The 20,593-nt window shown below is 67.4% G+C and carries 21 protein-coding genes, 1 tRNA gene and 1 pseudogene; 14 read left to right on the forward strand and 9 right to left on the reverse strand.

What is annotated here, in order from left to right; all coding sequences use genetic code 11:
- The first annotated feature begins 7 nt into the window (after window positions 1-7).
- From tolR to A9Z05_RS01995, 6 genes are all read left to right on the forward strand, one after another.
- Window positions 8-457 (forward strand): protein TolR, encoded by a 450-nt coding sequence (tolR, locus tag A9Z05_RS01970; protein WP_006484943.1) that lies wholly within the window; start codon window positions 8-10, stop codon window positions 455-457.
- On the forward strand, window positions 454-1,509 hold the full coding sequence (gene tolA / locus A9Z05_RS01975) for a cell envelope integrity protein TolA (RefSeq protein ID WP_069616665.1): 1,056 nt from the start codon (window positions 454-456) through the stop codon (window positions 1,507-1,509). The genes tolR and tolA overlap by 4 nt, the downstream gene beginning before the upstream one ends.
- Before the next feature lie 109 nt (window positions 1,510-1,618).
- Window positions 1,619-2,914 (forward strand): Tol-Pal system beta propeller repeat protein TolB, encoded by a 1,296-nt coding sequence (tolB, locus tag A9Z05_RS01980; protein ID WP_059574261.1) that lies wholly within the window; start codon window positions 1,619-1,621, stop codon window positions 2,912-2,914.
- A 17-nt stretch (window positions 2,915-2,931) separates the two neighbouring features.
- Window positions 2,932-3,444 carry a peptidoglycan-associated lipoprotein Pal gene (pal, locus tag A9Z05_RS01985; RefSeq protein WP_050011745.1) on the forward strand — a complete coding sequence of 171 codons (513 nt, stop codon included), beginning with the start codon at window positions 2,932-2,934 and terminating at the stop codon, window positions 3,442-3,444.
- Between the two features lie 19 nt (window positions 3,445-3,463).
- On the forward strand, window positions 3,464-4,213 hold the full coding sequence (gene ybgF / locus A9Z05_RS01990) for a tol-pal system protein YbgF (protein ID WP_006484965.1): 750 nt from the start codon (window positions 3,464-3,466) through the stop codon (window positions 4,211-4,213).
- A 108-nt stretch (window positions 4,214-4,321) separates the two neighbouring features.
- Window positions 4,322-4,398: transfer RNA gene (locus A9Z05_RS01995), tRNA-Lys, on the forward strand.
- Window positions 4,399-4,526: 128 nt separating this feature from the next.
- On the opposite strand, the gene A9Z05_RS02000 is transcribed toward A9Z05_RS01995, so the two are convergent.
- From A9Z05_RS02000 to yiaA, 7 genes are all read right to left on the reverse strand, one after another.
- Window positions 4,527-5,474 carry a fatty acid desaturase family protein gene (locus tag A9Z05_RS02000; RefSeq protein WP_069616666.1) on the reverse strand — a complete coding sequence of 316 codons (948 nt, stop codon included), beginning with the start codon at window positions 5,472-5,474 and terminating at the stop codon, window positions 4,527-4,529.
- Window positions 5,471-6,076, reverse strand: a complete 606-nt coding sequence (locus A9Z05_RS02005) for a phosphatase PAP2 family protein (protein ID WP_256121819.1) — start codon at window positions 6,074-6,076, stop codon at window positions 5,471-5,473. The genes A9Z05_RS02000 and A9Z05_RS02005 overlap by 4 nt, the downstream gene beginning before the upstream one ends.
- Before the next feature lie 8 nt (window positions 6,077-6,084).
- Window positions 6,085-7,242 carry a hypothetical protein gene (locus A9Z05_RS02010; RefSeq protein ID WP_069616667.1) on the reverse strand — a complete coding sequence of 386 codons (1,158 nt, stop codon included), beginning with the start codon at window positions 7,240-7,242 and terminating at the stop codon, window positions 6,085-6,087.
- Window positions 7,239-7,988: a hypothetical protein gene (locus A9Z05_RS02015; RefSeq protein WP_069616668.1), complete on the reverse strand. Its 750-nt coding sequence runs from the start codon at window positions 7,986-7,988 to the stop codon at window positions 7,239-7,241. Before A9Z05_RS02015 ends, A9Z05_RS02010 begins: the two co-directional genes overlap by 4 nt.
- Window positions 7,985-9,001 carry a hypothetical protein gene (locus tag A9Z05_RS02020; RefSeq protein ID WP_069616669.1) on the reverse strand — a complete coding sequence of 339 codons (1,017 nt, stop codon included), beginning with the start codon at window positions 8,999-9,001 and terminating at the stop codon, window positions 7,985-7,987. Before A9Z05_RS02020 ends, A9Z05_RS02015 begins: the two co-directional genes overlap by 4 nt.
- A gap of 67 nt (window positions 9,002-9,068) precedes the next feature.
- Window positions 9,069-10,133 (reverse strand): glycosyltransferase family 2 protein, encoded by a 1,065-nt coding sequence (locus A9Z05_RS02025; protein WP_069616670.1) that lies wholly within the window; start codon window positions 10,131-10,133, stop codon window positions 9,069-9,071.
- A gap of 138 nt (window positions 10,134-10,271) precedes the next feature.
- On the reverse strand, window positions 10,272-10,715 hold the full coding sequence (yiaA, locus tag A9Z05_RS02030; protein WP_050011812.1) for an inner membrane protein YiaA: 444 nt from the start codon (window positions 10,713-10,715) through the stop codon (window positions 10,272-10,274).
- 267 nt (window positions 10,716-10,982) lie between these two features.
- Here yiaA and A9Z05_RS02035 point away from each other — a divergent pair, with 267 nt between their 5' ends.
- The 5 genes and pseudogenes from A9Z05_RS02035 (at window position 10,983) to A9Z05_RS02050 (ending at window position 14,720) form a co-directional block, all read left to right on the forward strand.
- Window positions 10,983-11,312, forward strand: coding sequence for a carboxymuconolactone decarboxylase family protein (locus A9Z05_RS02035; RefSeq protein WP_069616671.1), 330 nt, complete (start codon window positions 10,983-10,985; stop codon window positions 11,310-11,312).
- A gap of 189 nt (window positions 11,313-11,501) precedes the next feature.
- The gene (locus tag A9Z05_RS02040; protein WP_069616672.1) at window positions 11,502-12,335 is read left to right on the forward strand and encodes a class II glutamine amidotransferase; all 834 of its coding nucleotides are present in this window, start codon (window positions 11,502-11,504) and stop codon (window positions 12,333-12,335) included.
- 574 nt (window positions 12,336-12,909) lie between these two features.
- Window positions 12,910-13,473, forward strand: a complete 564-nt coding sequence (cysC, locus tag A9Z05_RS02045; protein WP_069616673.1) for an adenylyl-sulfate kinase — start codon at window positions 12,910-12,912, stop codon at window positions 13,471-13,473.
- An 85-nt stretch (window positions 13,474-13,558) separates the two neighbouring features.
- Window positions 13,559-13,720, forward strand: a pseudogene (locus A9Z05_RS33900) (mannose-1-phosphate guanylyltransferase/mannose-6-phosphate isomerase); the annotation flags it as partial.
- A 187-nt stretch (window positions 13,721-13,907) separates the two neighbouring features.
- Window positions 13,908-14,720: a mechanosensitive ion channel family protein gene (locus A9Z05_RS02050; RefSeq protein ID WP_069616674.1), complete on the forward strand. Its 813-nt coding sequence runs from the start codon at window positions 13,908-13,910 to the stop codon at window positions 14,718-14,720.
- An 86-nt stretch (window positions 14,721-14,806) separates the two neighbouring features.
- Here A9Z05_RS02050 and A9Z05_RS02055 read toward each other — a convergent pair whose 3' ends face one another.
- A complete protein-coding gene (locus A9Z05_RS02055; protein WP_069616675.1) occupies window positions 14,807-15,490 on the reverse strand; it encodes a DedA family protein in 684 nt (227 codons plus the stop codon).
- A 183-nt stretch (window positions 15,491-15,673) separates the two neighbouring features.
- Between A9Z05_RS02055 and mutL the strand changes: the two genes are divergently transcribed.
- The gene (gene mutL / locus A9Z05_RS02060; RefSeq protein ID WP_069616676.1) at window positions 15,674-17,683 is read left to right on the forward strand and encodes a DNA mismatch repair endonuclease MutL; all 2,010 of its coding nucleotides are present in this window, start codon (window positions 15,674-15,676) and stop codon (window positions 17,681-17,683) included.
- Window positions 17,680-18,654 carry a tRNA (adenosine(37)-N6)-dimethylallyltransferase MiaA gene (miaA, locus tag A9Z05_RS02065; protein ID WP_069616677.1) on the forward strand — a complete coding sequence of 325 codons (975 nt, stop codon included), beginning with the start codon at window positions 17,680-17,682 and terminating at the stop codon, window positions 18,652-18,654. The genes mutL and miaA overlap by 4 nt, the downstream gene beginning before the upstream one ends.
- A gap of 4 nt (window positions 18,655-18,658) precedes the next feature.
- Here miaA and tetR read toward each other — a convergent pair whose 3' ends face one another.
- Window positions 18,659-19,291 carry a tetracycline resistance transcriptional repressor TetR gene (gene tetR / locus A9Z05_RS02070; protein ID WP_069616678.1) on the reverse strand — a complete coding sequence of 211 codons (633 nt, stop codon included), beginning with the start codon at window positions 19,289-19,291 and terminating at the stop codon, window positions 18,659-18,661.
- A 62-nt stretch (window positions 19,292-19,353) separates the two neighbouring features.
- On the opposite strand from tetR, the gene tet reads away from it, so the two are divergent.
- On the forward strand, window positions 19,354-20,547 hold the full coding sequence (gene tet / locus A9Z05_RS02075; protein ID WP_069616679.1) for a Tet(A)/Tet(B)/Tet(C) family tetracycline efflux MFS transporter: 1,194 nt from the start codon (window positions 19,354-19,356) through the stop codon (window positions 20,545-20,547).
- Window positions 20,548-20,593 lie beyond the last annotated feature (46 nt).

Consider the following 20,593-nt stretch of genomic DNA (forward strand, 5'->3'; position numbering starts at 1 on the left):
GCGCGCCATGGCAGGAAGCCCCATTCGATCCAGCATGCGCGGCGGCCGCTCGCGCCGCGCGATGGCCGACATCAACGTCGTGCCGTACATCGACGTGATGCTGGTGCTGCTCGTGATCTTCATGGTCACCGCACCGCTCGTCGCGCCGTCGATCATCAACCTGCCGACCGTCGGCAATGCCGCGCCGCAGGAGCAGACGCCGCCCGTCGTCGTCAACATCAAGGCCGACCGCACGATGAGCGTCAAGTACAAGGGCGACTCGGGCGCGACCCAGGAAGACACGATGACGAAGGCCGAACTCGACAGCTTCATCTCGGCCCGGCAGGCCGATCATCCTGACCAGCCGGTCGTGATCGCAGCCGACAAGACCGTGCAGTACGATGCCGTCATGACCGTGATGTCCGATCTGAAGGCGCGCGGCGTCAAGCGCGTCGGCCTCCTCGTCAAATCGCAATGAACCGGCAGCAATCCACGCGCAGGTCCGCCTACCCGCTCCAGCCTCCCCGGGAGCGCGGGACGTGGCGCGCGTTCGCGCTCGCCGCGCTGATGCACGTGCTGCTCGCGCTGTTCCTCTATCACGGCGTGCAGTGGCAGAACAGCACGCCGGCCGGCGCCGAGGCCGAGCTGTGGACCGAGGTGCCCGACGTCCCCGCGCCGCGGCCCGTCGTCACCCCCACGCCGCCCGCGAAGGTCGCGCCGCCCCCGCCGCCGGTGCGCGACGAGCAGGCCGACATCGCGCTGCAGCAGAAGAAGCGACAGCAGGAAGCGGCCGCGCGCGAAGCGCAGCTCGAACAGCAGCGCCGCGCGCAGCAACTGAAGGCCCAGGAGCAAGAGGAAGCCCGGCGCGCGCAGCTCGCCGCGCAACAGGCCGCCGCGCTCGCCGCCCAGAAAGCCGCGGAGCGCGACAAACAGAAGCAGGCCGACAAGCTCAAGCAACAGCAGCTCGCCGAGCAGCAGAAGCTCGAACAGCAGAAACTCCAGCAGCAAAAGCAGGCGCAGCTCGAAGCGCAGCAGGCGGCGAAGGCGAAGGCCGACGCAGCCGCGAAGGCCAAGGCGGAAGCCCAGGCCAAGGCGAAGGCCGAAGCCGCGGCGCGCGCGAAGGCCAATGCGGCGGCGAACGCGAAGCTCGACCGCGAGCGCAGCGCACGACTCGCGCAGTTGCAGGGGCTGTCCGGCGCCGGCGAAGGCGGCGGCGAAGGCCTCGCGAAAAGCGGCACCGGCACGGGCTCCGGCGGCAATGCCGCGACGCCCGGCTATGCCGACAAGGTGCGCCGTCGCGTCAAGCCGAACATCGTTTGGGGCGGCGAACGGGCAGGCCTGACCACCGTCGTGAAGATTCGGTGCACGCCGTCCGGTGACGTATTGAGCGCATCGGTCTCCCGCTCGAGCGGGAATTCGGGGTGGGACCAAGCCGTGGTCAATGCGATCCACGCATCGGTCCCGTTGCCGCCCGATTCTAACGGCCGGACCCCGTCCGACATTACGATTACCTTCAAGGCGGCGGAGTGAAACGAAATGCGCTTACACTCCGAGCGTCGCTGTAGGACGGGAACGAATCGGGTATTTTTACTGTCTCTGCGGTTGCGCAGCGATCCAAGCCATACGGGAAGCAAGAAGCATGAGTTTGATGACAAAGCTAGGTTTCAGGGCACTCGTGGCCTCGTGTCTGATTACGGCGGGCAGCGCCGCTAACGCCCAGGTCAACGTGCTGATCACCGGCGTCGGGTCGACCCAGTTCCCCATTGCCACCGCGAATTTCACGAACGAGGCGAACCTGCCGCAGCAGGTCACGTCGATCGTGCGCGCCGACCTCGCCCGCAGCGGCAAATTCACCAACATCGACGCGGGCAGCACGCCCGTGCCCGAGACCGCATCGGTCGATCTCGGCGCATGGAAGGCCAAGGGCGCGAATGCGTTCGTCGCCGGCAGCGTGAACCGCGACGCCAACGGCCAGTACAAGGTCAACTTCATCCTGTACGACACCGTGAAGCAGCAAAGCCTCGGCGGCCTGTCGCTGACGGCTACCGACACCACGCTGCGCACGGCCGGCCACAAGATCGCCGACTACATCTACCAGAAGCTGCTCGGCGTGCGTGGCGTGTTCGCCACGCGCCTTTCGTACGTGATCAAGACCGGCAACCGCTACCAGCTGCAGATTTCGGATTCGGACGGCCAGAACGCGCGCATCGCGCTGTCGAGCACCGAACCGATCATCTCGCCGGCCTGGTCGCCGAGCGGCACGAAGGTCGCGTACGTGTCGTTCGAGCGCAAGAAGCCGATCGTCTACATCCACGACCTGCCGACCGGCCGCCGCTACATGGTCTCGGACCAGAAGGGCAACAACAGCGCACCGGCGTGGTCGCCGGACAGCAACACGCTCGCCGTCGCGCTGTCGCTGACGGGCAATACGCAAATCTATACGGTCAACGCGAACGGCGGCGGCCTGCGCCGTCTCACGCAGAGCAGCTCGATCGACACCGAACCGTTCTACTCGCCGGACGGCCGCTGGATCTACTTCACGAGCGACCGCGGCGGCGCGCCGCAAATCTACCGGATGCCCGCACAGGGTGAGAGCGCCGGCGCCGCGCAGCGCGTGACCTTCACCGGCAGCTACAACACGAGCCCGCGCGTGAGCCCGGACGGCAAGCTGCTCGCTTACATCTCCCGCACGGGTGGGGGCTTCAAGCTGTACGTTCAGGATCTGCAGACTGGCGCGGCGAACGCCATCACGAATACCAATCGCGACGAATCGCCGAGCTTCGCGGCAAACGGCCAGTACCTTCTGTACGCTACCCAGTCGGGTGGCCGCAACGTGCTGGCTGCAGTGCCCTCCGACGGCAGCGCGCCGCCGCAGATCCTGTCCGTCCAGGGCGGCTCCGTTCGCGAGCCGTCGTGGGGGCCCTTCATGCAATGACCACAAGGAGAGTAACCATGATGTCGAATAAAGCTCGTCTGGCCCTGGCCGTGATGATGATCAGCGCGCTCGCAGCGTGCAAGTCGGGCGTGAAGCTCGACGACAAGGCGAACAACGCGGGCGCAATCGGCACGCAGCCGAGCGCCGACAACGTCGCGCAAGTGAACGTCGATCCGCTGAACGACCCGAACAGCCCGCTCGCGAAGCGCAGCATCTACTTCGACTTCGACAGCTATTCGGTGAAGGACGAGTACCAGCCGCTGATGCAGCAGCACGCGCAGTACCTGAAGAGCCATCCGCAGCGTCACGTGCTGATCCAGGGCAACACCGACGAACGCGGCACGAGCGAGTACAACCTCGCGCTGGGCCAGAAGCGTGCGGAAGCCGTGCGCCGTGCGATGGCGCTGCTCGGCGTGAACGACTCGCAAATGGAAGCCGTGAGCCTCGGCAAGGAAAAGCCGCAGGCAACGGGTCACGACGAAGCATCGTGGGCGCAGAACCGTCGCGCCGATCTCGTCTACCAACAGTAAGTAACGGAAGAATCGCCGTATGACGCACCGTTCAACCTGGCTGCGCGTTGCCGCAGCATTCTGCGTCGCGGGCGCGGCGTGGTCCGCCGCGCCCGCGCACGCCGGCATGTTCGACGACAACGAAGCGCGCCGTGCCGTGCTCGATCTGCGCAGCAAGAGCGACAACCTGTCGAGCCAGTTGTCGGCCGCCCAGCGTACGATCCTCGATCAATCCGGCCGTATCGACCAGCTGAACCAGCAGGTCGCGACGCTGCGCGGCGAGAACGAGGATCTGACGAACCGGCTGACGACGCTCGAGCGGCAGCAGAAGGAGTACTACCAGGATCTCGACACGCGGCTCAAGAAGTTCGAGCCGCAGCAGGCGACGATCGATGGTGTCGAAGGCACGGTGCAGCCGGGTGAAACGGATGCGCTCAGCGCGGCGCAGCAGCAGTTCCGCAACGGCAACTTCAAGGCGGCGGCGGCTTCGTTCCGCGCGTTCATCGCGAAGTATCCGCAGAGCCCCTATCAGCCGACCGCGCAGTACTGGTACGGCAACGCGCAATACGCGCTGCGCGACTACCGCGGCTCGACCGCGACGTGGCAAGGGATCGTCAGCAAGTTCCCGCAACACCCGCGCGCGGCCGACGCCCTCGTGGCGATCGGCACGAACCAGCTCGAACAAGGCCAGAAGGCGGCCGCGAAGAAGACGTTCGAGCAGGTCGTGTCGCAGTACGCCGGGTCGAACGCGGCGCAGACGGCGCAGGGCAAGCTCGAAACCATCAAATAATTATCGTGACGGGTTGTTGACAGTCCCGCAACCCGTCGCTATAATCTTTTGCTCTTTAGGTCGTTGCCCAGGTTGTTGAAGCAACGAATCGACAGGTTTCAAGAACGTGGGGTGGTAACTCAGTTGGTTAGAGTATCTGACTTTTAATCAGAGAGTCGAGGGTTCGAGTCCCTCCCACCCTACCAACTATCTTCGATAGTGTAGAAAAGCCTCCCTCGCGGAGGCTTTTTTGCGTCTGTCGCTTTGTCGTTCGGGCTTGAATGCTCGACGATGCTCGTCACACACTCGACCGCGCACGCCTGGGTCCCGCCGATCACCGCGCACTCACGTCCCGCAGTACCGCACCATATCCCGCATAGAGATTACCGTCGGGCAGCAACCGCAACTGCGCGAGTTGCCGATGCACGACCGGCAGGTTATGGAACGGCATCCGCGTGAACAAATGATGTTCGATATGGAAATGAATGCCGTGCGGGCCGAACAGGAACGTCTGCCATGAACGCCGGACGATCGTGCGCGCGTTGCGGCTCTGGTCGGCGCCAGCCGGCAGCCCCGCGTGCTCGAAGATCGCGCGCACCTGCCCGGCGAACGGCAACAAGGTGACGGACGGCACGATCCACAACGCGACGTACAGCAGCGGATGTCCGACCAGCGCGAGCGCGCCGAACAGCGCACCGTTGCCGGCCAACATCGACGCGATCTCCCACGCCGCATACGCACGCGATTTTTCCGCCTTCGGCAACGCATGCGCGAACGCGCCGCGTGCGAGCTTCACGACGCTCGTCACGTAGCCGATCCCGCACGCGTACGCGAGCAGGCGGACGATCAACCGCCCGCGCGTCACCGGATAGTCGTGCACGCCGAACAGCAGCGCGACGGGGTCGTCCGCTTGCATCGGCGCGCGATGGTGCTTCAGATGGCCGGCCCGATACGTGCGCAGCGACAGCCATAGCGGACCGGCCGCGAGCAGTTGCCCGAGTACGTCGTTGACGCGCCGGTTCCGTGCAAGCGACCCGTGCGCCCCTTCGTGCATCATGACCGCGAGCGCGAGCTGGCTGCGCGCGATCACGATCGCCGCGCAGGCGTAGGCCAGCGGATGCGCAAACGCGACCGCGGCGGCAAACGCGGCGGCGATCATCAGCCAGTCACCCGCGAGCGCCATGCCGACACGCACCGCGCTCACGCGAAACAGCCCCGGATCGGGCACGAACCGGGCGAGCCCGACGTTCGATCCGGCGTGGTGAACGTCCGTCTGCGTCATGCGAGCCTCCTGCGCAGCGAACGCCGCCCGACCCACAGCGCACTAACCGCCGCGAGCACGAACCCACCCAGCACGTCGGCGACCGTATGCTGCTTGAGCGTCAGCGTCGACGCGCAGATCAGCAGCCCGATCGCCGCAGCGACGATCCGGCGCCGGTCCACCAGCATCCGGCACGCGAGACACGTCACCGCGACATGCAGGCTCGGGAAGCCGTTGGCCGCAAGATCGAGCTGCCACATGCGCGCAAGACGCCGACGCACGAACGCATTGCCGATCTCCGCGATGTCGGGCCGCGGCACGGCTTCCGGAAACATCAGGAAACAGGCCACGCCGAGCACGAACACGATCAGCACGGCCTCCCTGAACGCGGCGAACGCGGACGGCCGCGCGTACGCGGCGAGCGCAATCACGAACGGAAAGAACGCGACATAGACGAACCACGACCATGCGATGAACGGAATCCGCGCGTCGATCGCCGTGGTCAGCACGTAGCGCGGTGTGACGCTGCGCTCCAGCAGAAAGAAGATCGCGAGGCCCGCGATCAAGCCGAATATCGCGGCCAGCATCTGCCGAACATCGGGCCGGCGATCGTCCTGAAACATTCGCGTTTTCATCGCGGCGTCGGTGCCTCGCATCGGGTTGCCGCGTCGGCCGCTCGAGCATGCGGACACAGCGCGAGGAGGTGCGACGTCCACGCGTCGACACGCGCACGCGCATGCTCGCGGCCCGCTCGCATCCCCGCCGGCGTACCGGGATCGCGCATCAGTTCGATCGACGCCTGCCCGACCTCGCGCCGGAATGCCGCCGCATCGCCCCGCCATGTGACCACGCGGTGCGCGAGCTGCAGCCGTGCCGCGCGCGCGGCGTTGCTTGCCTGTTCGGGCTGATCGGTCTGCACGAGCAGGATCGGGCGGCGATACAGGCGCGCGATCGACAGCGCGGCCATGCCGGGCGCCGACACGATCAGCGACGCTTGCGCGGCGCGCGTCGGCCAGTCGGCATCGACGCCGGTCCAGCCGTCATGTCCGGCGTAGCCCTCGCCCACGCGGTGGGCGGCGAGCCCCGCGTCGCGCATGCCGGCCGACAGCGCATCGGCGAGCGCGGCGTCGCGAAAGTGCGGGTTCAGATAAACGGCCGCGGCTACGCATTCGTGCGCCGGCCGTTCGGCGACGATCGGCACCGGCGTCGGCAGCCGGCGATGCCGGTGCAAGCGCTGCGCATCGTCGGCGAAGTCGTACGCGAAATCGTGCTCGATACGGGCCCGCGCCGCGTCGATCTGCCAGTCGACGATCCGCGCGAAAGCGCGCGCCAGCATGCGCGGCAGCCGCGCATCGAAATTCGCGGTCAACGCACGACGCAGGCTGCCGCCATACACGTGGACGACGCGACGCCGCCAGCCCGGCACCGCCCCCATGAACAGCAACGCCGGATGAAACGAGTCGTTGACCACGAGATCCGCATCGCGAACGATCGCACGCAGCCGCACGATGTCGCGCAGCATGCGGGTCGGCCTGAACACGTAGTGCGCGACATTGCGATCGGTCGCGTCGCGCAGCATGTTCTGCCGCTCGTCGAACTGCACCGCGTAGTGCCGCGACAATACGTGCGCGTCGATGCCGAACGCGGCGAGAAACGCCTGGCCGGCGTCGGACGTCGTCAGCACGTCGACGTGCGCGCCGGCCGCGCGCAACGCATGCACGAGCAGTTGCGCGCGCATCAGATGGCCGCGCGCGTCGGCGGTCGCGAGATAGACGATGCGCGGCATCATGCGCGCGGACGAAGCGACTGGAGCCAGCCGGCCGCGACCATCGCCAGCGCGCCCGTCACGCCGAACCCGGCTTCGATCGCGCGGATCTCGTCCAGCAACGCGGCGAGCGACGCGGCCTCGGACGGCTCGACGAGACGGCGCAGCGTATCGGCGCAAAGCCGGACGTGGCGCGTCTCGTCGGCGAGCACGCGCGACAGCAACGGATACAGCGGATGCGCTTCGCCGATCGTCGCGCAGTGGCGCATGAGCACGCGCGTCGCCATCTGTTCCGCGCACAGGCCGGTCGCATACGCCGGCACGAGTACGCCTTGCGCGAAATGCGGTGCGTAGCGCTGCGCGAGACGACGCCATCGCATGATCTTGCGCCGGCTCAGCCAGTCGGGTTCGTGCGAGCCGGTCGACACGTCGACGCCGCGCCGGCGCAACGCATCGGCAAATGCGGCCGCGTGACGGCGCTCGTCCGCGAGATGCTGCCCGATGCGCGGCGCGAGCCAGTCCGGCGGCTGTCCGGCCCAGTCCTCGTGCAACGCGCACTCGGTCGCTTCTTCGCCGATCAGGTACATGCGCAGCATCCAGCGCTCGCCATGCGTGCTGCGATGCAGTTGCCGGATCGCCGCACGCTTGATGCGATCGACGAGATACGCACGTATCCGCGCCGTACCGCGTGGCACGGGCGCATCGAGACAATCGAAGCGTTCGCCGTGTGTCGCCTGCGACGAAGTGGGCAGCGCCCGTGTCGTGATCATGCCGGCTCGCCCCGTGCCGATGAAGATTGCGTCGCGGCAGCCGCGGCAGCCGCCGGATCGCGACGCCAGCCGAGGATCAGGCCGACGAAGCTTTCCTGCATGAATGCATGCGCCGCGACGGCCGCGCGCGCGAACGCTTCCTCCCGGCCATTCACGCGCAGATAGCCGGTGCCATCGCGCGCGCCGAACTCGATCCGGTCGTTCTTCCGAAAGCCGCGTTCGCGCACGTCCTTCACGAGTGCGCTGCCGTCGAGGCCGAACAGGAACAGCTCGCGCTGCGCGACCCACACCGGAATGTGATTGCTCAGCGCATCGAAGCGGATCGACCACGTACCGGACGCAAGGGCACGATCGACGTCGGCATCGCGCGGCGCGTTCGACGTGAAGCTCGCACGCGCGACCGTCTTCGTCAGGCCGCCCACACCGAGCGCGATCGTGATGTCGTCCGCTAACGGCTGCTTCGGATCGGTCGCACTCACCTTCACGAGATGGCGCGCCAGCCGCGAGGCGAGCGACGGATGCGCGAACAGCGCAAGCGTTTCGTCCGGCGTGAGCACGTCGCGCTCGCGATCGCCGTCCTTCACGCGCACACGATATGGATCGATCCGCACATCGGTGAACTTGCCGTGCACGGGAGCGTGGACGTACACGTCGCGGTCCCATTTCCGGCCGTCGCGACGCAGCAGAACGTGCACGCTCAACGGCACGCGCCGCCCGTCGGCGTCGATGCCCGTGCCCTGCAGCAGCACGTCGCCGAGCACGTCCTTCGTGCGGCGGTTCGCATCGCTCGAGAAGACGATCGCATGCGCATCGGTATCGATGCTCGCGTGTGCGTCGGGCGCATCGAGCGCGACGCGATTGCAGTCCGACGCGGCCGCATTCGCGAACGGACAGCCGCTTTGCGACGTGAAGTGATAAACCCCGCGCCCCGCATGATCGACCGGTGCGGCATCGGCGCCCACGCTGGCGGCAAACAGGGCGAGACAGGCAACGCGGGTGGCGAGTGAGGGCATGGTCGTCGTCGGAAGGGAATCGGGATATCGAAGTGTCGTTGGCCGCGCCACGAGGCGCGGCGCCGTTTCAATGACGGTGATAGGACAGCACGTCGAGATCGCGCCGGGCCGATGCGCGTCCCGTGATCCCGAAACCGCGCGCGAGCGCGCCGAGCGTATCGACGGCCGACGCGGCGATCGTGACGCCGACGGCCGCGAGATAGCGACCGGCGCCCAATGGCGGCAACTGCTGGCGATCGAGCGCGCGCAGGCTGTAGCCGAGCCGCATCGCCATCACGCAGAACGGGCCGAGCGGGCCGCTGCGGCCAAGCCACTGCCATCGACGCGGCAGGTACGCATTCACCAAATACGGCGTCAGCCCGACGCTGTCCTCGCCGCGCATCCAGCGCAACTTCAGCGATTCGCGATGCGTGTCCGGCAGCCGATGCTCGGTGTGCGCGGCCGGCGCGAATTCGACGGCCACGCCGGCCGCCTGCATCCGCAGCCCCATCACCTGGCAATGCGCGCGATAGACGCCGTCGAGCGGCTCGTAGCGGAACCGCGCGAACACGTCGCGCCGGAACGCGACGTTGTTCGCGTAGAAGTTGCGCGTCGCGCCGTCGCGCAGCGGGCTCGGGAAATACATGAAATCGATCGACGTCAGCGCGATGCCGAGCACGTTGGGCGCGTAGCTGGTCCGCCCCGCCACCGCGACGGGCGCGTCGCCCGCGTCGCGTGCGAACGGCGCGAGCAGGTGCTCGAGCCAGTCGTCTGCCGGCCGGCAATCGGCATCGCCGAATACGACGATGTCGCAGCGATCGGCATCGACGCGATCGAAGCCGTCGTTCTTCGCATCGTAGTAGCCGGTGCTTGCGCCGATCTCGACGAAGTCGATCGGGCGGCCGGCCAGCGCGGCGATTTCCGCGCACGCGTCGGCGGGCAGGCCGTCGTGCGTGATGATCCATTGCGCAAGGGCAGCCGGCGGCACGGTCTGCTTCGACAGCACCGCCACGAGGCGTTTCAGGCTGTCGATGGCCTGCGCAAGGCCCGCGCCGCCGCGCAGGTTGTTGGTCTCCAGCACAAGCGCGGCCCGCGCGGCCACGGAACGGGCGACCGCGCGCGTCCCCGCTGCGGTGTCGGTAAGGTTCGGCATCCGGAGTATCTCCATCGTCATGCACGACGGCATGGACAAAACGAAAGGACGGCGGGCCCGCGGCACGCCGGCGAATGCGGGTGCCGCGGACATCGTCGCGCAGTGGGCGGCCTCGGCGGGCGCCCGCTGCGCGTGCCGTCACTCCTGGATCGACGGCGCGGAATCGGCGTCGGTATAGCGCGGCTTCGCGTTCTGCAAGTCGCGCGTGTTCTTCTGCACGGCCACCGAGCCGAACAGCGCGAGCACGAACGACATCGCGTAAAAGCCCTTTTCGCTCAATTGCAGCGTCGCGTTGAAGAGGCCGACGATCAGCAGCGCGATCGACAGCAGCAGCGCGATCCAGCTGAGGCCGTAGTAGATGCCGGTGACGGGGATGCCTTCCGCGCGGTCGCGCACGCTCTTCTGCAGCGAGATCGCCGCATAGAGGCCGAACACCAGCACGGTGAAGTAGTAACCCTTCTCGTTGAGCTGCATGCCGGCGTTCCAGAGCCCGATCAGGAAGGCCGCGAAACCGGCGATCAGCGCGGCCCACGACGCGGCCACGAACGCGAACGACGGTTGCTGGATGGTGGTCTGGTTCATTGCGTTGCCCTCTCTTTCTTGTTGTTCGAAATCGTTTTCGTTGAACGGCGTTTCGCGCATGGTAGCAGCTTTGACGCGCGTCACGGGCGGGCCGCGCATCCGCCGCGAGCGCGAGCCGCGGTTGACGCAATGCATCATGAGACGATTGCGCTGAAAATCGACACCCTGACGTATCCACACCCTCATCGAGAGCGATCAGAATAGCGTTGCATCGCCCGAGATCGCGGCGCCCGCCGCCCTCCTCACTCTTCTCGACAAGGACGCATCATGCTGAACTGGAACGAATACCGGAAGGAACTCTCGACGCGGATCGGCGACATCGCCAAGCTGTCGCCCGATACGCTGGCCGGCTACAACGCGCTGTCCGGCGCGGGCGCCAAGACCGGCCATCTCGACGCGAAAACGCGCGAGCTGATCGCGCTCGCGGTGGCCGTCACGACGCGCTGCGACGGCTGTATCGCCGTGCATACGGCCGAAGCGGCCAAGCATGGCGCGACCAAGGAGGAAGTGGCGGAAGCGCTCGGCGTCGCGATCGCGTTGAATGCGGGCGCGGCGCTCGTCTATTCGGCGCGCGTGATGGACGCGCTCGGCGACTGAGCCCGCGCGGTGCGGCACGAGCGTCGTGCCGCACCGCATCGTCGCGTGGCGCCCGGCCGCTTGGCCGGGCGGTTGCACATCGCGCCCCCGAGCCCGCCATGTGTGACGAATGTCGGCGACTCGCGCGGACGCGTGAGCGTCGCGGAGTCGGCTACCATGCGCGAACGATACATCGTGAAGGAGCGCTCCATGTGCCGCTGGCTCGCTTATACGGGTAATCCGATCCATCTGGAAACCGTGCTGTTCCGCGCGAAGCATTCGCTGATCGACCAGAGCCTGCATGCGGAGCTGGGCGCGACGACCACCAACGGTGACGGCTTCGGCATCGGCTGGTACGGGCACCCCGACGAACTTCCGTTCCGCTATCGCTCCGTGCATCCCGCATGGAACGACCGCAACCTGCGCGAGGCCGCGCGTGCGATCCGCTCGCCGATGTTCGTCGCGCACATTCGCGCGGCGACCGACACGCCCGTGCAGGAAACCAACTGCCATCCGTTCCGCCACGGCCGCTGGCTGTTCGCGCACAACGGGCTGATCCGCGACTTCCACAAGCTGCGCCGCGACCTGACGATGAAGGTCGATCCTGCGCTGTTCCCGACGCTCGAAGGCTCGACCGACTCCGAACTGATGTTTCGCCTCGCGCTGACGTACGGTCTCGAGCAGGCGCCACTGCCGGCGCTCGAACGGATGGTCGGCGTGGTGGAGGAAACCGCCGCGCGGCATCGCGTCGCCGATCCGCTCAACATGACGATCTGCGCGACCGACGGCGAACGGATCGTCGCGGCGCGCTATTCGAGCGAACGGCAATCGCGCTCGCTGTTCCACAGCACGTCGTTCAAGCATCTGCACGAACTGTATCCGCATAACCCGCGCATCGCCGAAGCCGGCGACGATGCGTTCATGGTCGTGTCGGAGCCGCTCGTCGACCTGCGCGGCGCGTGGGAGGAAGTGCCGGAGGGAATGGCGATCGTCGCGCACGGCGCCAATGTGCAGCAGCGTCCGTTCGGACCGCGGCACAGGTGACGTGCCGCCTTCCTGACGCAATCCAGCGTATTCAGGTGGCGAATACTTCAGCGCGACAAGGCAATCGCGGCGATCCGGCTTTCAAGGAGGCCGGCGCTCGGCGCTGCCGACGCAATCGGAAGGGATGCCAAGCGTCGCCCGGCAAATAAGGTTGGAAAACATGCCCCCGGATAATTTCCCAATTCGATAATGAGTGACAGAGACGCATCGCAAAAGCAGCGCTGTACCGACTATCGCGATTTTTAGCCGAATAAAAGATTAATTCCCTTGTGACTTCATGCCGCCCCGGAACCCCGGGCGATAAATCGACTCACGGTCAAGAACCCTGTCGACGACACACATTTATTTCGAATTATTACGCCGGACCGGCAATCATTACCGGACAGATGAGGGTCGCACACCGTCGCGCCGCCTGAAGGCGAACGCTTATTCCCGATCAAAATATTCAGGTTACAAATTTTTAAAGGCCCCGTTACAATTCGGCGACGAATGAATTCGCATCAATAAAGTACGACGCAGCTGCCGGCACATCGAATCCGAGATGACGCAAGATCTCCCAAATTCCCGCCCTGTCATGTCGACGGGCAATCAATCCGTGCTTTCCAGCATGAAGCAGGACCATGCCTTCGTGGTATGGCTCACTGGTGTGTCCGGTGCCGGTAAATCGACGCTCTCGAATCTTCTGAAGGAACAGCTCGATGCGCGCGGCCTTCGGACTTTTCTGCTGGACGGCGATCAACTTCGCGAAGGATTGAATCAGGATCTGGGGTTCAGCGACGCAGACCGCCACGAGAACATTCGCCGGACGGCCGAGGTCGCGCGCCTGATGGTAGCTGCCGGGCTCGTCGTCATCGTTGCGCTGATCTCGCCGTTTCGGGAGGCACGCGCCAAAGCGCGCGCACGTTTCCCGCAGGGCATGTTTTTCGAAGTCTTCGTCGACGTTGCGCTGGATGTGGCGGAAGCGCGCGACCCCAAAGGGCTCTACGCGCGGGCAAGGCAAGGGACGCTTCGGCAGTTCACCGGCATCGAATCGACCTATGAAAAACCGGTATCGCCCGACGTGCATGTGCGCACGGGCGAAGCAGGTCCGCGGGAATGCGTGCACGCGATCATGCAGAAATTGCCGTTGAACAGCTGATGCACGTCGTCGAACGTCGCCGGCCGCCCGTCGTGAACCCCCATCACCGCGAGCACCGGGCCATCGTCGGCCACCGCGACGCGATCTGACCGAAAACCCGTCACCCCCCTTCCCGCGCGGCGCGACGCACCGGCTGACGAACCCCGGCAAGATTCCGCCCGAACTGATCGAAGTCCAGTGGGGCACATATCCCGGCGAGCACGACGTCGTCCGCGTCGAGGACACCTACGGCCGCGCAGCGCGGTGAGCGACGCTATACCCGGCGCGCCACGACAGGCCGGACTTCAAACGAGCAGCACGCACCCACGTCCTGCCGGCTTTTCATTACGTCAACCAATGTCAGCCCGGTTGCCCGCCGCTCACAGGTCAGGTTATAAAAGCGCCTCCCATTCCGGTGCATGCGCCGCCCTTTTACCCTTGACTTCGGAGAACGCGTGATCGATCTCGCCACCGCCCAGCAATTCCTGATGACCCGCGGCCTCGACTTCGGCCTCAACCTCCTCGCCGCCATCGTGTTGTGGTTCGTCGGCCGCTGGGCGATCCGCATCGGTACCCGCCTGCTCGGCAAGGTCGTTCGCCGCAGCGGCAAGGTCGACCCGACGCTCACCGACTACCTGACGTCCGTCGTCGGCGTGCTGCTGACGATCCTGCTGATCCTCGCGATCCTGCAGATCTTCGGCGTACAGACGACCTCGTTCGCCGCACTGCTCGCCGGCCTCGGCCTCGCGATCGGCACCGCCTGGGGTGGTCTGCTCGCGCATTTCGCCGCCGGCGTGTTCATGCAGGTGCTGCGCCCGTTCAAGATCGGCGACGTGATCAGCGCGGGCGGCGTCACGGGCACCGTGAAGGAGCTCGGCCTGTTCGGCACGACGATCATCACCGCCGACAACATCGTGACGATCGTCGGCAACAACAAGATCTTCTCGGACAACATCGCGAACTACAGCGCGACGCCGCATCGCCGCGTCGACCTGACCGCGAAGATCGCGCACAGCGTGGACGCGGCCGATGCGATCAACCGTCTGAAGACGCAGATCCAGCTGGTGCCGAACGTGCTGAAAGTGCCGGCGCCGGACGTCGGCGTGCTGCAGTTCACGCCGGAAGGCCCGCTGCTGTTCGTGCGGCCGTCGACTCAGCCGGAGCACTACTGGCAGGTGTACTGCGACACCAATCGCGTGATCCTCGATACGTTCCGCGAAGCCGGCTATCCGACGCCCGAAACCCCGGTCTCTCAACGCAACGCGTGACGAAAGCAGCGGCCGAACCGCACGGACAAAAAAAGCGTGGCACGCTCGCCACGCTTTTTTATTGCGTCGAAACCCGTCGCGCCGCGTCAGCGCCCGCCCGCCTTCGGCGCCCCGTCCGAGCGCCGCCCGCGCACGAGCTTCCACACCGCGCCGAGCGCGACCGGCACGATCGCCGCGCCGATCCCGACCAGCACGATCACGTTCAGGTACTGGCGGATGAACGGGATGTTGCCGAAGAAATAGCCGAGCAGCACGAGCAGCAGCACCCACACCAGCGCGCCGATCACATTGAACAACTGGAAGCGCGCGACGCTCATCGACGACGCCCCCGCGACGAACGGCGCGAACGTGCGCACGACCGGAATGAAGCGCGCGAGCACGATCGTCTTGCCGCCGTGCTTGTCGTAGAACGTGTGGGTCTTCTGCAGCGCGGCGCGATCGAGGAACCGCTCGAGCACCGGGATATGCGTATTGAACACCTTCGGGCCGACCCAGCGGCCGATCAGATAGTTCACGGTGTTGCCGGCAATCGCCGCGACGAGCAGCAGCACGATCAGCAGGCCGACGTTCATTTCGCCCGTCGCCGCGAATGCGCCGCCGATGAACAGCAGCGAATCGCCGGGCAGGAACGGGAATACGACGAGGCCCGTCTCGCAGAACACGATCAGGAACAGCACGAGATAGACCCATGCACCGTACTGCCGGATGAAATCGCCGAGGAAAGCGTCGATATGCAGGACAAGGTTGACGAAATGAAGCAGCGTATCCAAATGCGATTCCTCGAAGGCGATGGGGCCGGAACGGCCGGAACAGGCCAGACATGGCCGAGGCGGCCGCCAGCCAAGGCGGCGCGTGCAACGGGGTGATGATACCGAAACTACCTTAAGGCTCCGTGAAAAAACGTAACGGCCGGCCGCCCCGGCACGCGTTCGCGGCCTCGCTATAATTCGGCCATGTCCGATATCACCGAAACGGCCGCGGGCGCCGCACCCGCCCCCGCCGCGCGCCCGCTGCGCGCGATCCAGCCCCTGCCCGACCAGCTGATCAGCCAGATCGCCGCCGGCGAGGTCGTCGAACGCCCGGCGTCGGTCGTCAAGGAGCTGCTCGAGAACGCGATGGACGCCGGCGCGACGACGCTGCGCATCGTGCTGGAAGAAGGCGGCGTCAAGCGCATCTCGATCACCGACGACGGTTGCGGGATTCCGCCGGACGAACTGGCGCTCGCGCTGATGCGCCACGCGACCAGCAAGATCCGCTCGCTCGAGGAACTCGAGGCGGTCGCGACGCTGGGTTTTCGCGGCGAAGCGCTCGCGTCGATCGCGTCGGTCGCCGAGATGTCGATCACGAGCCGGACGGCCGATGCCGCGCATGCGATGAAGATCGATGCGCAGACGGGCGTGCTGTCGCCCGCCGCCGGCTCGATCGGCACGACGATCGAGGTGCGCGAGCTGTACTTCAACACGCCCGCGCGGCGCAAGTTCCTGAAGAGCGAGCAGACCGAATTCGGCCACTGCCTGGAAATGATCCGCCGCGCGGCGCTCGCGCGGCCGGACGTCGCGATCTCGGTGCTGCACAACGGCAAGGCCGTCGAGCACTGGAATGCGACCGAGCCCGCGCAGCGCGTCGCGAAGATTCTCGGCGACGGCTTCGCGACCGCGCACCTGCCGCTCGACGAGCAGGCCGGCCCGCTCGCCGTGTACGGCTGCGCCGGCTTGCCGACCGCGAGCCGCGGGCGCGCCGACCAGCAGTACTTCTTCGTGAACGGCCGCTTCGTGCGCGACAAGCTGCTGACGCACGCGGTGCGTGCGGCCTACGAGGACGTGCTGCACGGCGACCGCTACCCGTCGTACGTGCTGTTCCTCGACCTGCCGCCCGAAGCCGTCGACGTGAACGTGCATCCGTCGAAGATCGAAGTGCGGTTCCGCGATTCGCGCTCGATCCACCAGTACGTGTTCCACGCGGTGCAGCGGGCGCTCGCGCGCCATGCGGGCGCGTCGCCGGAAACCACGGCGGGCGGCCATGCCGCGCATCTCGAACCCGCGCCGCGCGGGCCGGCGTCGTTCCTCGATACGCCGCTCGGCCAAAGCCCGGGCCACGCGACAGGCGGCAGCGGCGGAGTCGCCGGTAGCGGCTTCTCGTCGCCGTCTTCGTCTTCGTCATCGTCGTCCGGCAACACGTGGATGCGCCAGGCGCGGATGACGCAAGGCACGCTGCCCGTCGCGCAGCCGCTCGCGCTCTATGACGCGCTGTTCGGCCGCAAGGACAGCGGTGCGGGCACGCCCGCCGGCACGACGCTCATCGCCCGCGATGCGGCCGACGCGCCGGTCGCGCCGCTGTCGGGTGTCGCCGCGTCGCCGCTCGCCGCCGGCGCGCACGACGAGCAGCCGCTCGGCTTCGCGCTCGGCCAGATCCACGGGATCTACGTGTTGGCACAGAACGCATACGGCCTCGTGATCGTCGACATGCACGCGGCGCACGAGCGGATCCTGTACGAGCAGTTCAAGAACGCGCTCGCCGACCGCACGGTCGCCGTGCAGTCGCTGCTGCTGCCGATCTCGATGACGGCCACGCCGGTCGAGATCGGCACGGTCGAGGAAGAGCGCGACACGCTCGAATCGCTCGGCTTCGACCTCGCGGTGCTGTCGCCGACGACGCTCGCCATCCGCGCGGTGCCGGCGCTGCTGAAGGATGCCGACCTGCAGTCGCTCGCGCGCGCCGTGCTCGCCGACCTGCATGCATTCGGCGGCTCGCGCGTGCTCACCGAGCGCCAGCACGAACTGCTCGGCACGCTCGCGTGCCATCACGCGGTGCGCGCGAACCGGCGCCTGACGCTCGACGAGATGAACGCGCTGCTGCGCCAGATGGAGGCGACCGAGCGCGCGGACCAGTGCAATCACGGCCGGCCGACCTGGTATCAGCTCACGCTGAACGATCTCGACCGTCTCTTCATGCGCGGGCAATGAGCGCTTCTTCGCAGCCCGCTCAGACGACGATCGCCTGCCTGCTCGGCCCCACCGCTTCGGGGAAGACCGCCGCGGCGCTGGCGCTCGCCGCGCGCCGCCCGATCGAGATCGTCAGCGTCGATTCGGCGCTCGTCTACCGCGACATGGATATCGGTACCGCGAAACCGTCGCGCGACGAGCGCGCGAGCGTGCCGCATCACCTGATCGACATCATCGACCCGGCCGACGCGTATTCGGCCGCGGAATTCCGTGCGGACACGCTGCGGCTGATCGGCGAGATCGTCGCGCGCGGCCGCACGCCGCTGCTCGCGGGCGGCACGATGCTGTACTACAAGGCGCTGACGCAAGGGCTCAACGACCTGCCGGGCGCCGACCCGGAGGTCCGCGCGGCACTCGACGCCGACGCCGCGCGCGACGGCTGGCCCGCGCTGCACGCGCGGCTCGCGCAGGTCGATCCCGACACGGCCGCGCGGCTTGCGCCGAACGATTCGCAGCGGATCCAGCGTGCGCTCGAAATCTTCATGCTGAGCGGGCAACCGATGTCGGCGCTGCTCGCCGCGCCGCGCCGTACGGACGATGCGGCCGCCGCGTACCGCTTCGTGCCGGTCGCACTCGAGCCGTCGGACCGCGCGGTGCTGCACGCGCGGATCGCGCAGCGCTTCGACGCGATGCTCGACGCGGGCTTCATCGACGAAGTCGAACGGCTGCGCCGCCGCGACGATCTCCATCCCGACCTGCCGTCGATGCGTTGCGTCGGCTACCGGCAGGCGTGGGAATTCCTCGACGGCGCCACCGACTACCGGACGATGCGCGACAAGGGCATCTTCGCGACACGCCAGCTGTGCAAGCGCCAGATCACGTGGCTGCGCGCGATGCCGGAGCGGATCGTCGTCGATTGCATCGCGCCGGATTCGACGGCCCGCGCGCTCGACGCCCTCGAACGCGTGCTCGACGGCCGCATGCCCGGCTGACGCGTCAGCCGGCCCGACGCACCGCCAGGCGCGCGCGGGCGCCGTCGACGATCCACGCGATACCGCGCTCGAACGCTTCGTCGTCGCTGCGTTCGCGCAGCGCGGCCCAGCCTTTCGCGAGCAACGGGTACTCTGCCGCGTCCGGCAGCGGCGCATCGGCACCTGCACCCGGCCCCGCCTGCTCTTCCAGCACCCATCCGACCACGAAGCGGCTGATCGCGACCATCACGTCGACCGCCTCGTCCGGCGTGAACCCCGCGTCGCCGAGCAGCGCGACCTTGCGTTCGATCGAGCTGAAATGCAGCGCGCGCGGCCGCGTGCCGGCATGCAGGCGCGCGCCGTCGCGATAGGCCAGCAGCGCGCGGCGAAAACTGCGTGCATTCTCCGCGAGCCACGCATCCCACACGTCGTCCGGCTGCGGCAGCGACGCGCCGTGACGCTCCAACATGATCGTTTCGGCCATCGCGTCGAGCAGCTCGGCCTTGTTCCTGAAATGCCAGTACAACGTTGGCGACTGCACGCCGAGCCGTTCGGCGAGCCGCCGCGTCGACAGCCCGTCGATCCCCACCTCGTCCAGCAATTCGAGCGCCGCGCGCAATACGGTGTCGCGCGTCAATCGCGCGCCTGTGTCCTTCATCTCTATCACCGATAGGGAAACTGTGGAATACTTCGCACTCTATCATCGATAGAGTGACACCCTTGAATCCGTCCCTGATTGCCATCCTGGCCACGGTCCTGCTCGACGCGATCGGCGTCGGGATCGTGATGCCGATCCTGCCCGGGCTGCTGCGCTCGCTCGCCGCGTCGGGCAGCACCGACACCCACTACGGAATCCTGCTCGCGCTGTACGCGTGCGCGCAGTTCCTGTGCGCGCCGCTGCTCGGCGCGCTGAGCGACCGTTTCGGCCGCCGCCCGGTACTGCTCGCATCGCTCGCGGGCGCGGCGCTCGACTATCTGCTGATGGCGCTCGCGCCGACGCTCGCATGGCTTTACGTCGGCCGGCTGATCGCGGGCATCACCGGTGCGAACGTCGCGGTCGCGACCGCGTACGTGACCGACGTGACGGCCGAACCCGACCGCGCACGACGCTTCGGCCAGCTCGGCGCGATGATGGGCATCGGCTTCATCGCCGGCCCGCTGATCGGCGGGCTGCTCGGCGCACTGCACCTGCGTGCGCCGTTCGTCGCGGCCGCGTTGCTCAACGCGCTGAATCTCGTGCTCGTGTGGCGCGTGCTGCCGGAATCGCGGCCGCGCCCGGCCCGGGAAAGCCGGACGGTCGGCGCGCTCAACCCGTTCGCAAGCCTGCGCCGGCTGAGCGGCGCGCCCGCGCTCGCGCCGCTGGTCGGCATCTACGTGATCGTGGCACTCGTGTCGCAGGCGCCCGCGACGCTGTGGATCCTGTACGGGCAGGAACATTTCGGCTGGTCGACGCCGGTCGCGGGGCTGTCGCTCGCCGGTTACGGCGCGTGCCACGCGCTCGCGCAGGCATTCGCGATCGGGCCGCTGATCGCGCGGCTCGGCGAGCGGCGCGCGCTCGCGCTCGGCCTCGCGGGCGACGCGCTCGGGCTTGCGGTCATCGCGTTCGCGACCGCCCCATGGGTGCCGTTCGCGCTGCTGCCGTTGTTCGCGGCCGGCGGCATGACGCTGCCGGCGTTGCAGGCGATGCTCGCGCGGCAGGTCGACGATACGCGCCAGGGCGAACTGCAAGGCGCGCTGGCGAGCGTGGCGAGCCTGATCGGCATCGCAGGGCCGCTGGTCGTCACCGCGACCTACGCGGCGACGCGCGCGACCTGGCCGGGCCTCGTGTGGGCCGCGGCCGCGCTGCTGTACCTGTTCGTGCCGCCGTTGCTGGCCGGCGCGCGCCCGGCGAACGCACCGCGCGCATCCGCGTAAGCGTCGCCGCGCGCCGGCCCGCCACGCAGCGCCCGAAAAAAAAAGC

This window comes from Burkholderia sp. A2, from assembly GCF_001729305.1.
Classification (GTDB): Bacteria; Pseudomonadota; Gammaproteobacteria; order Burkholderiales; family Burkholderiaceae; genus Burkholderia; species Burkholderia sola.

Excerpts from the sequence above, each read along its gene's own strand:
- tolR (WP_006484943.1), top strand. The coding sequence starts at position 8 with ATGGCAGGAAGCCCCATTCGATCCAGCATGCGCGGCGGCCGCTCGCGC.
- tolA (WP_069616665.1), top strand. The coding sequence starts at position 454 with ATGAACCGGCAGCAATCCACGCGCAGGTCCGCCTACCCGCTCCAGCCT.
- tolB (WP_059574261.1), top strand. The coding sequence starts at position 1,619 with ATGAGTTTGATGACAAAGCTAGGTTTCAGGGCACTCGTGGCCTCGTGT.
- pal (WP_050011745.1), top strand. The coding sequence starts at position 2,932 with ATGATGTCGAATAAAGCTCGTCTGGCCCTGGCCGTGATGATGATCAGC.
- ybgF (WP_006484965.1), top strand. The coding sequence starts at position 3,464 with ATGACGCACCGTTCAACCTGGCTGCGCGTTGCCGCAGCATTCTGCGTC.
- A9Z05_RS02000 (WP_069616666.1), bottom strand. The coding sequence starts at position 5,474 with ATGACGCAGACGGACGTTCACCACGCCGGATCGAACGTCGGGCTCGCC.
- A9Z05_RS02005 (WP_256121819.1), bottom strand. The coding sequence starts at position 6,076 with ATGTTTCAGGACGATCGCCGGCCCGATGTTCGGCAGATGCTGGCCGCG.
- A9Z05_RS02010 (WP_069616667.1), bottom strand. The coding sequence starts at position 7,242 with ATGATGCCGCGCATCGTCTATCTCGCGACCGCCGACGCGCGCGGCCAT.
- A9Z05_RS02015 (WP_069616668.1), bottom strand. The coding sequence starts at position 7,988 with ATGATCACGACACGGGCGCTGCCCACTTCGTCGCAGGCGACACACGGC.
- A9Z05_RS02020 (WP_069616669.1), bottom strand. The coding sequence starts at position 9,001 with ATGCCCTCACTCGCCACCCGCGTTGCCTGTCTCGCCCTGTTTGCCGCC.
- A9Z05_RS02025 (WP_069616670.1), bottom strand. The coding sequence starts at position 10,133 with ATGCCGAACCTTACCGACACCGCAGCGGGGACGCGCGCGGTCGCCCGT.
- yiaA (WP_050011812.1), bottom strand. The coding sequence starts at position 10,715 with ATGAACCAGACCACCATCCAGCAACCGTCGTTCGCGTTCGTGGCCGCG.
- A9Z05_RS02035 (WP_069616671.1), top strand. The coding sequence starts at position 10,983 with ATGCTGAACTGGAACGAATACCGGAAGGAACTCTCGACGCGGATCGGC.
- A9Z05_RS02040 (WP_069616672.1), top strand. The coding sequence starts at position 11,502 with ATGTGCCGCTGGCTCGCTTATACGGGTAATCCGATCCATCTGGAAACC.
- cysC (WP_069616673.1), top strand. The coding sequence starts at position 12,910 with ATGTCGACGGGCAATCAATCCGTGCTTTCCAGCATGAAGCAGGACCAT.
- mutL (WP_069616676.1), top strand. The coding sequence starts at position 15,674 with ATGTCCGATATCACCGAAACGGCCGCGGGCGCCGCACCCGCCCCCGCC.
- miaA (WP_069616677.1), top strand. The coding sequence starts at position 17,680 with ATGAGCGCTTCTTCGCAGCCCGCTCAGACGACGATCGCCTGCCTGCTC.
- tetR (WP_069616678.1), bottom strand. The coding sequence starts at position 19,291 with ATGAAGGACACAGGCGCGCGATTGACGCGCGACACCGTATTGCGCGCG.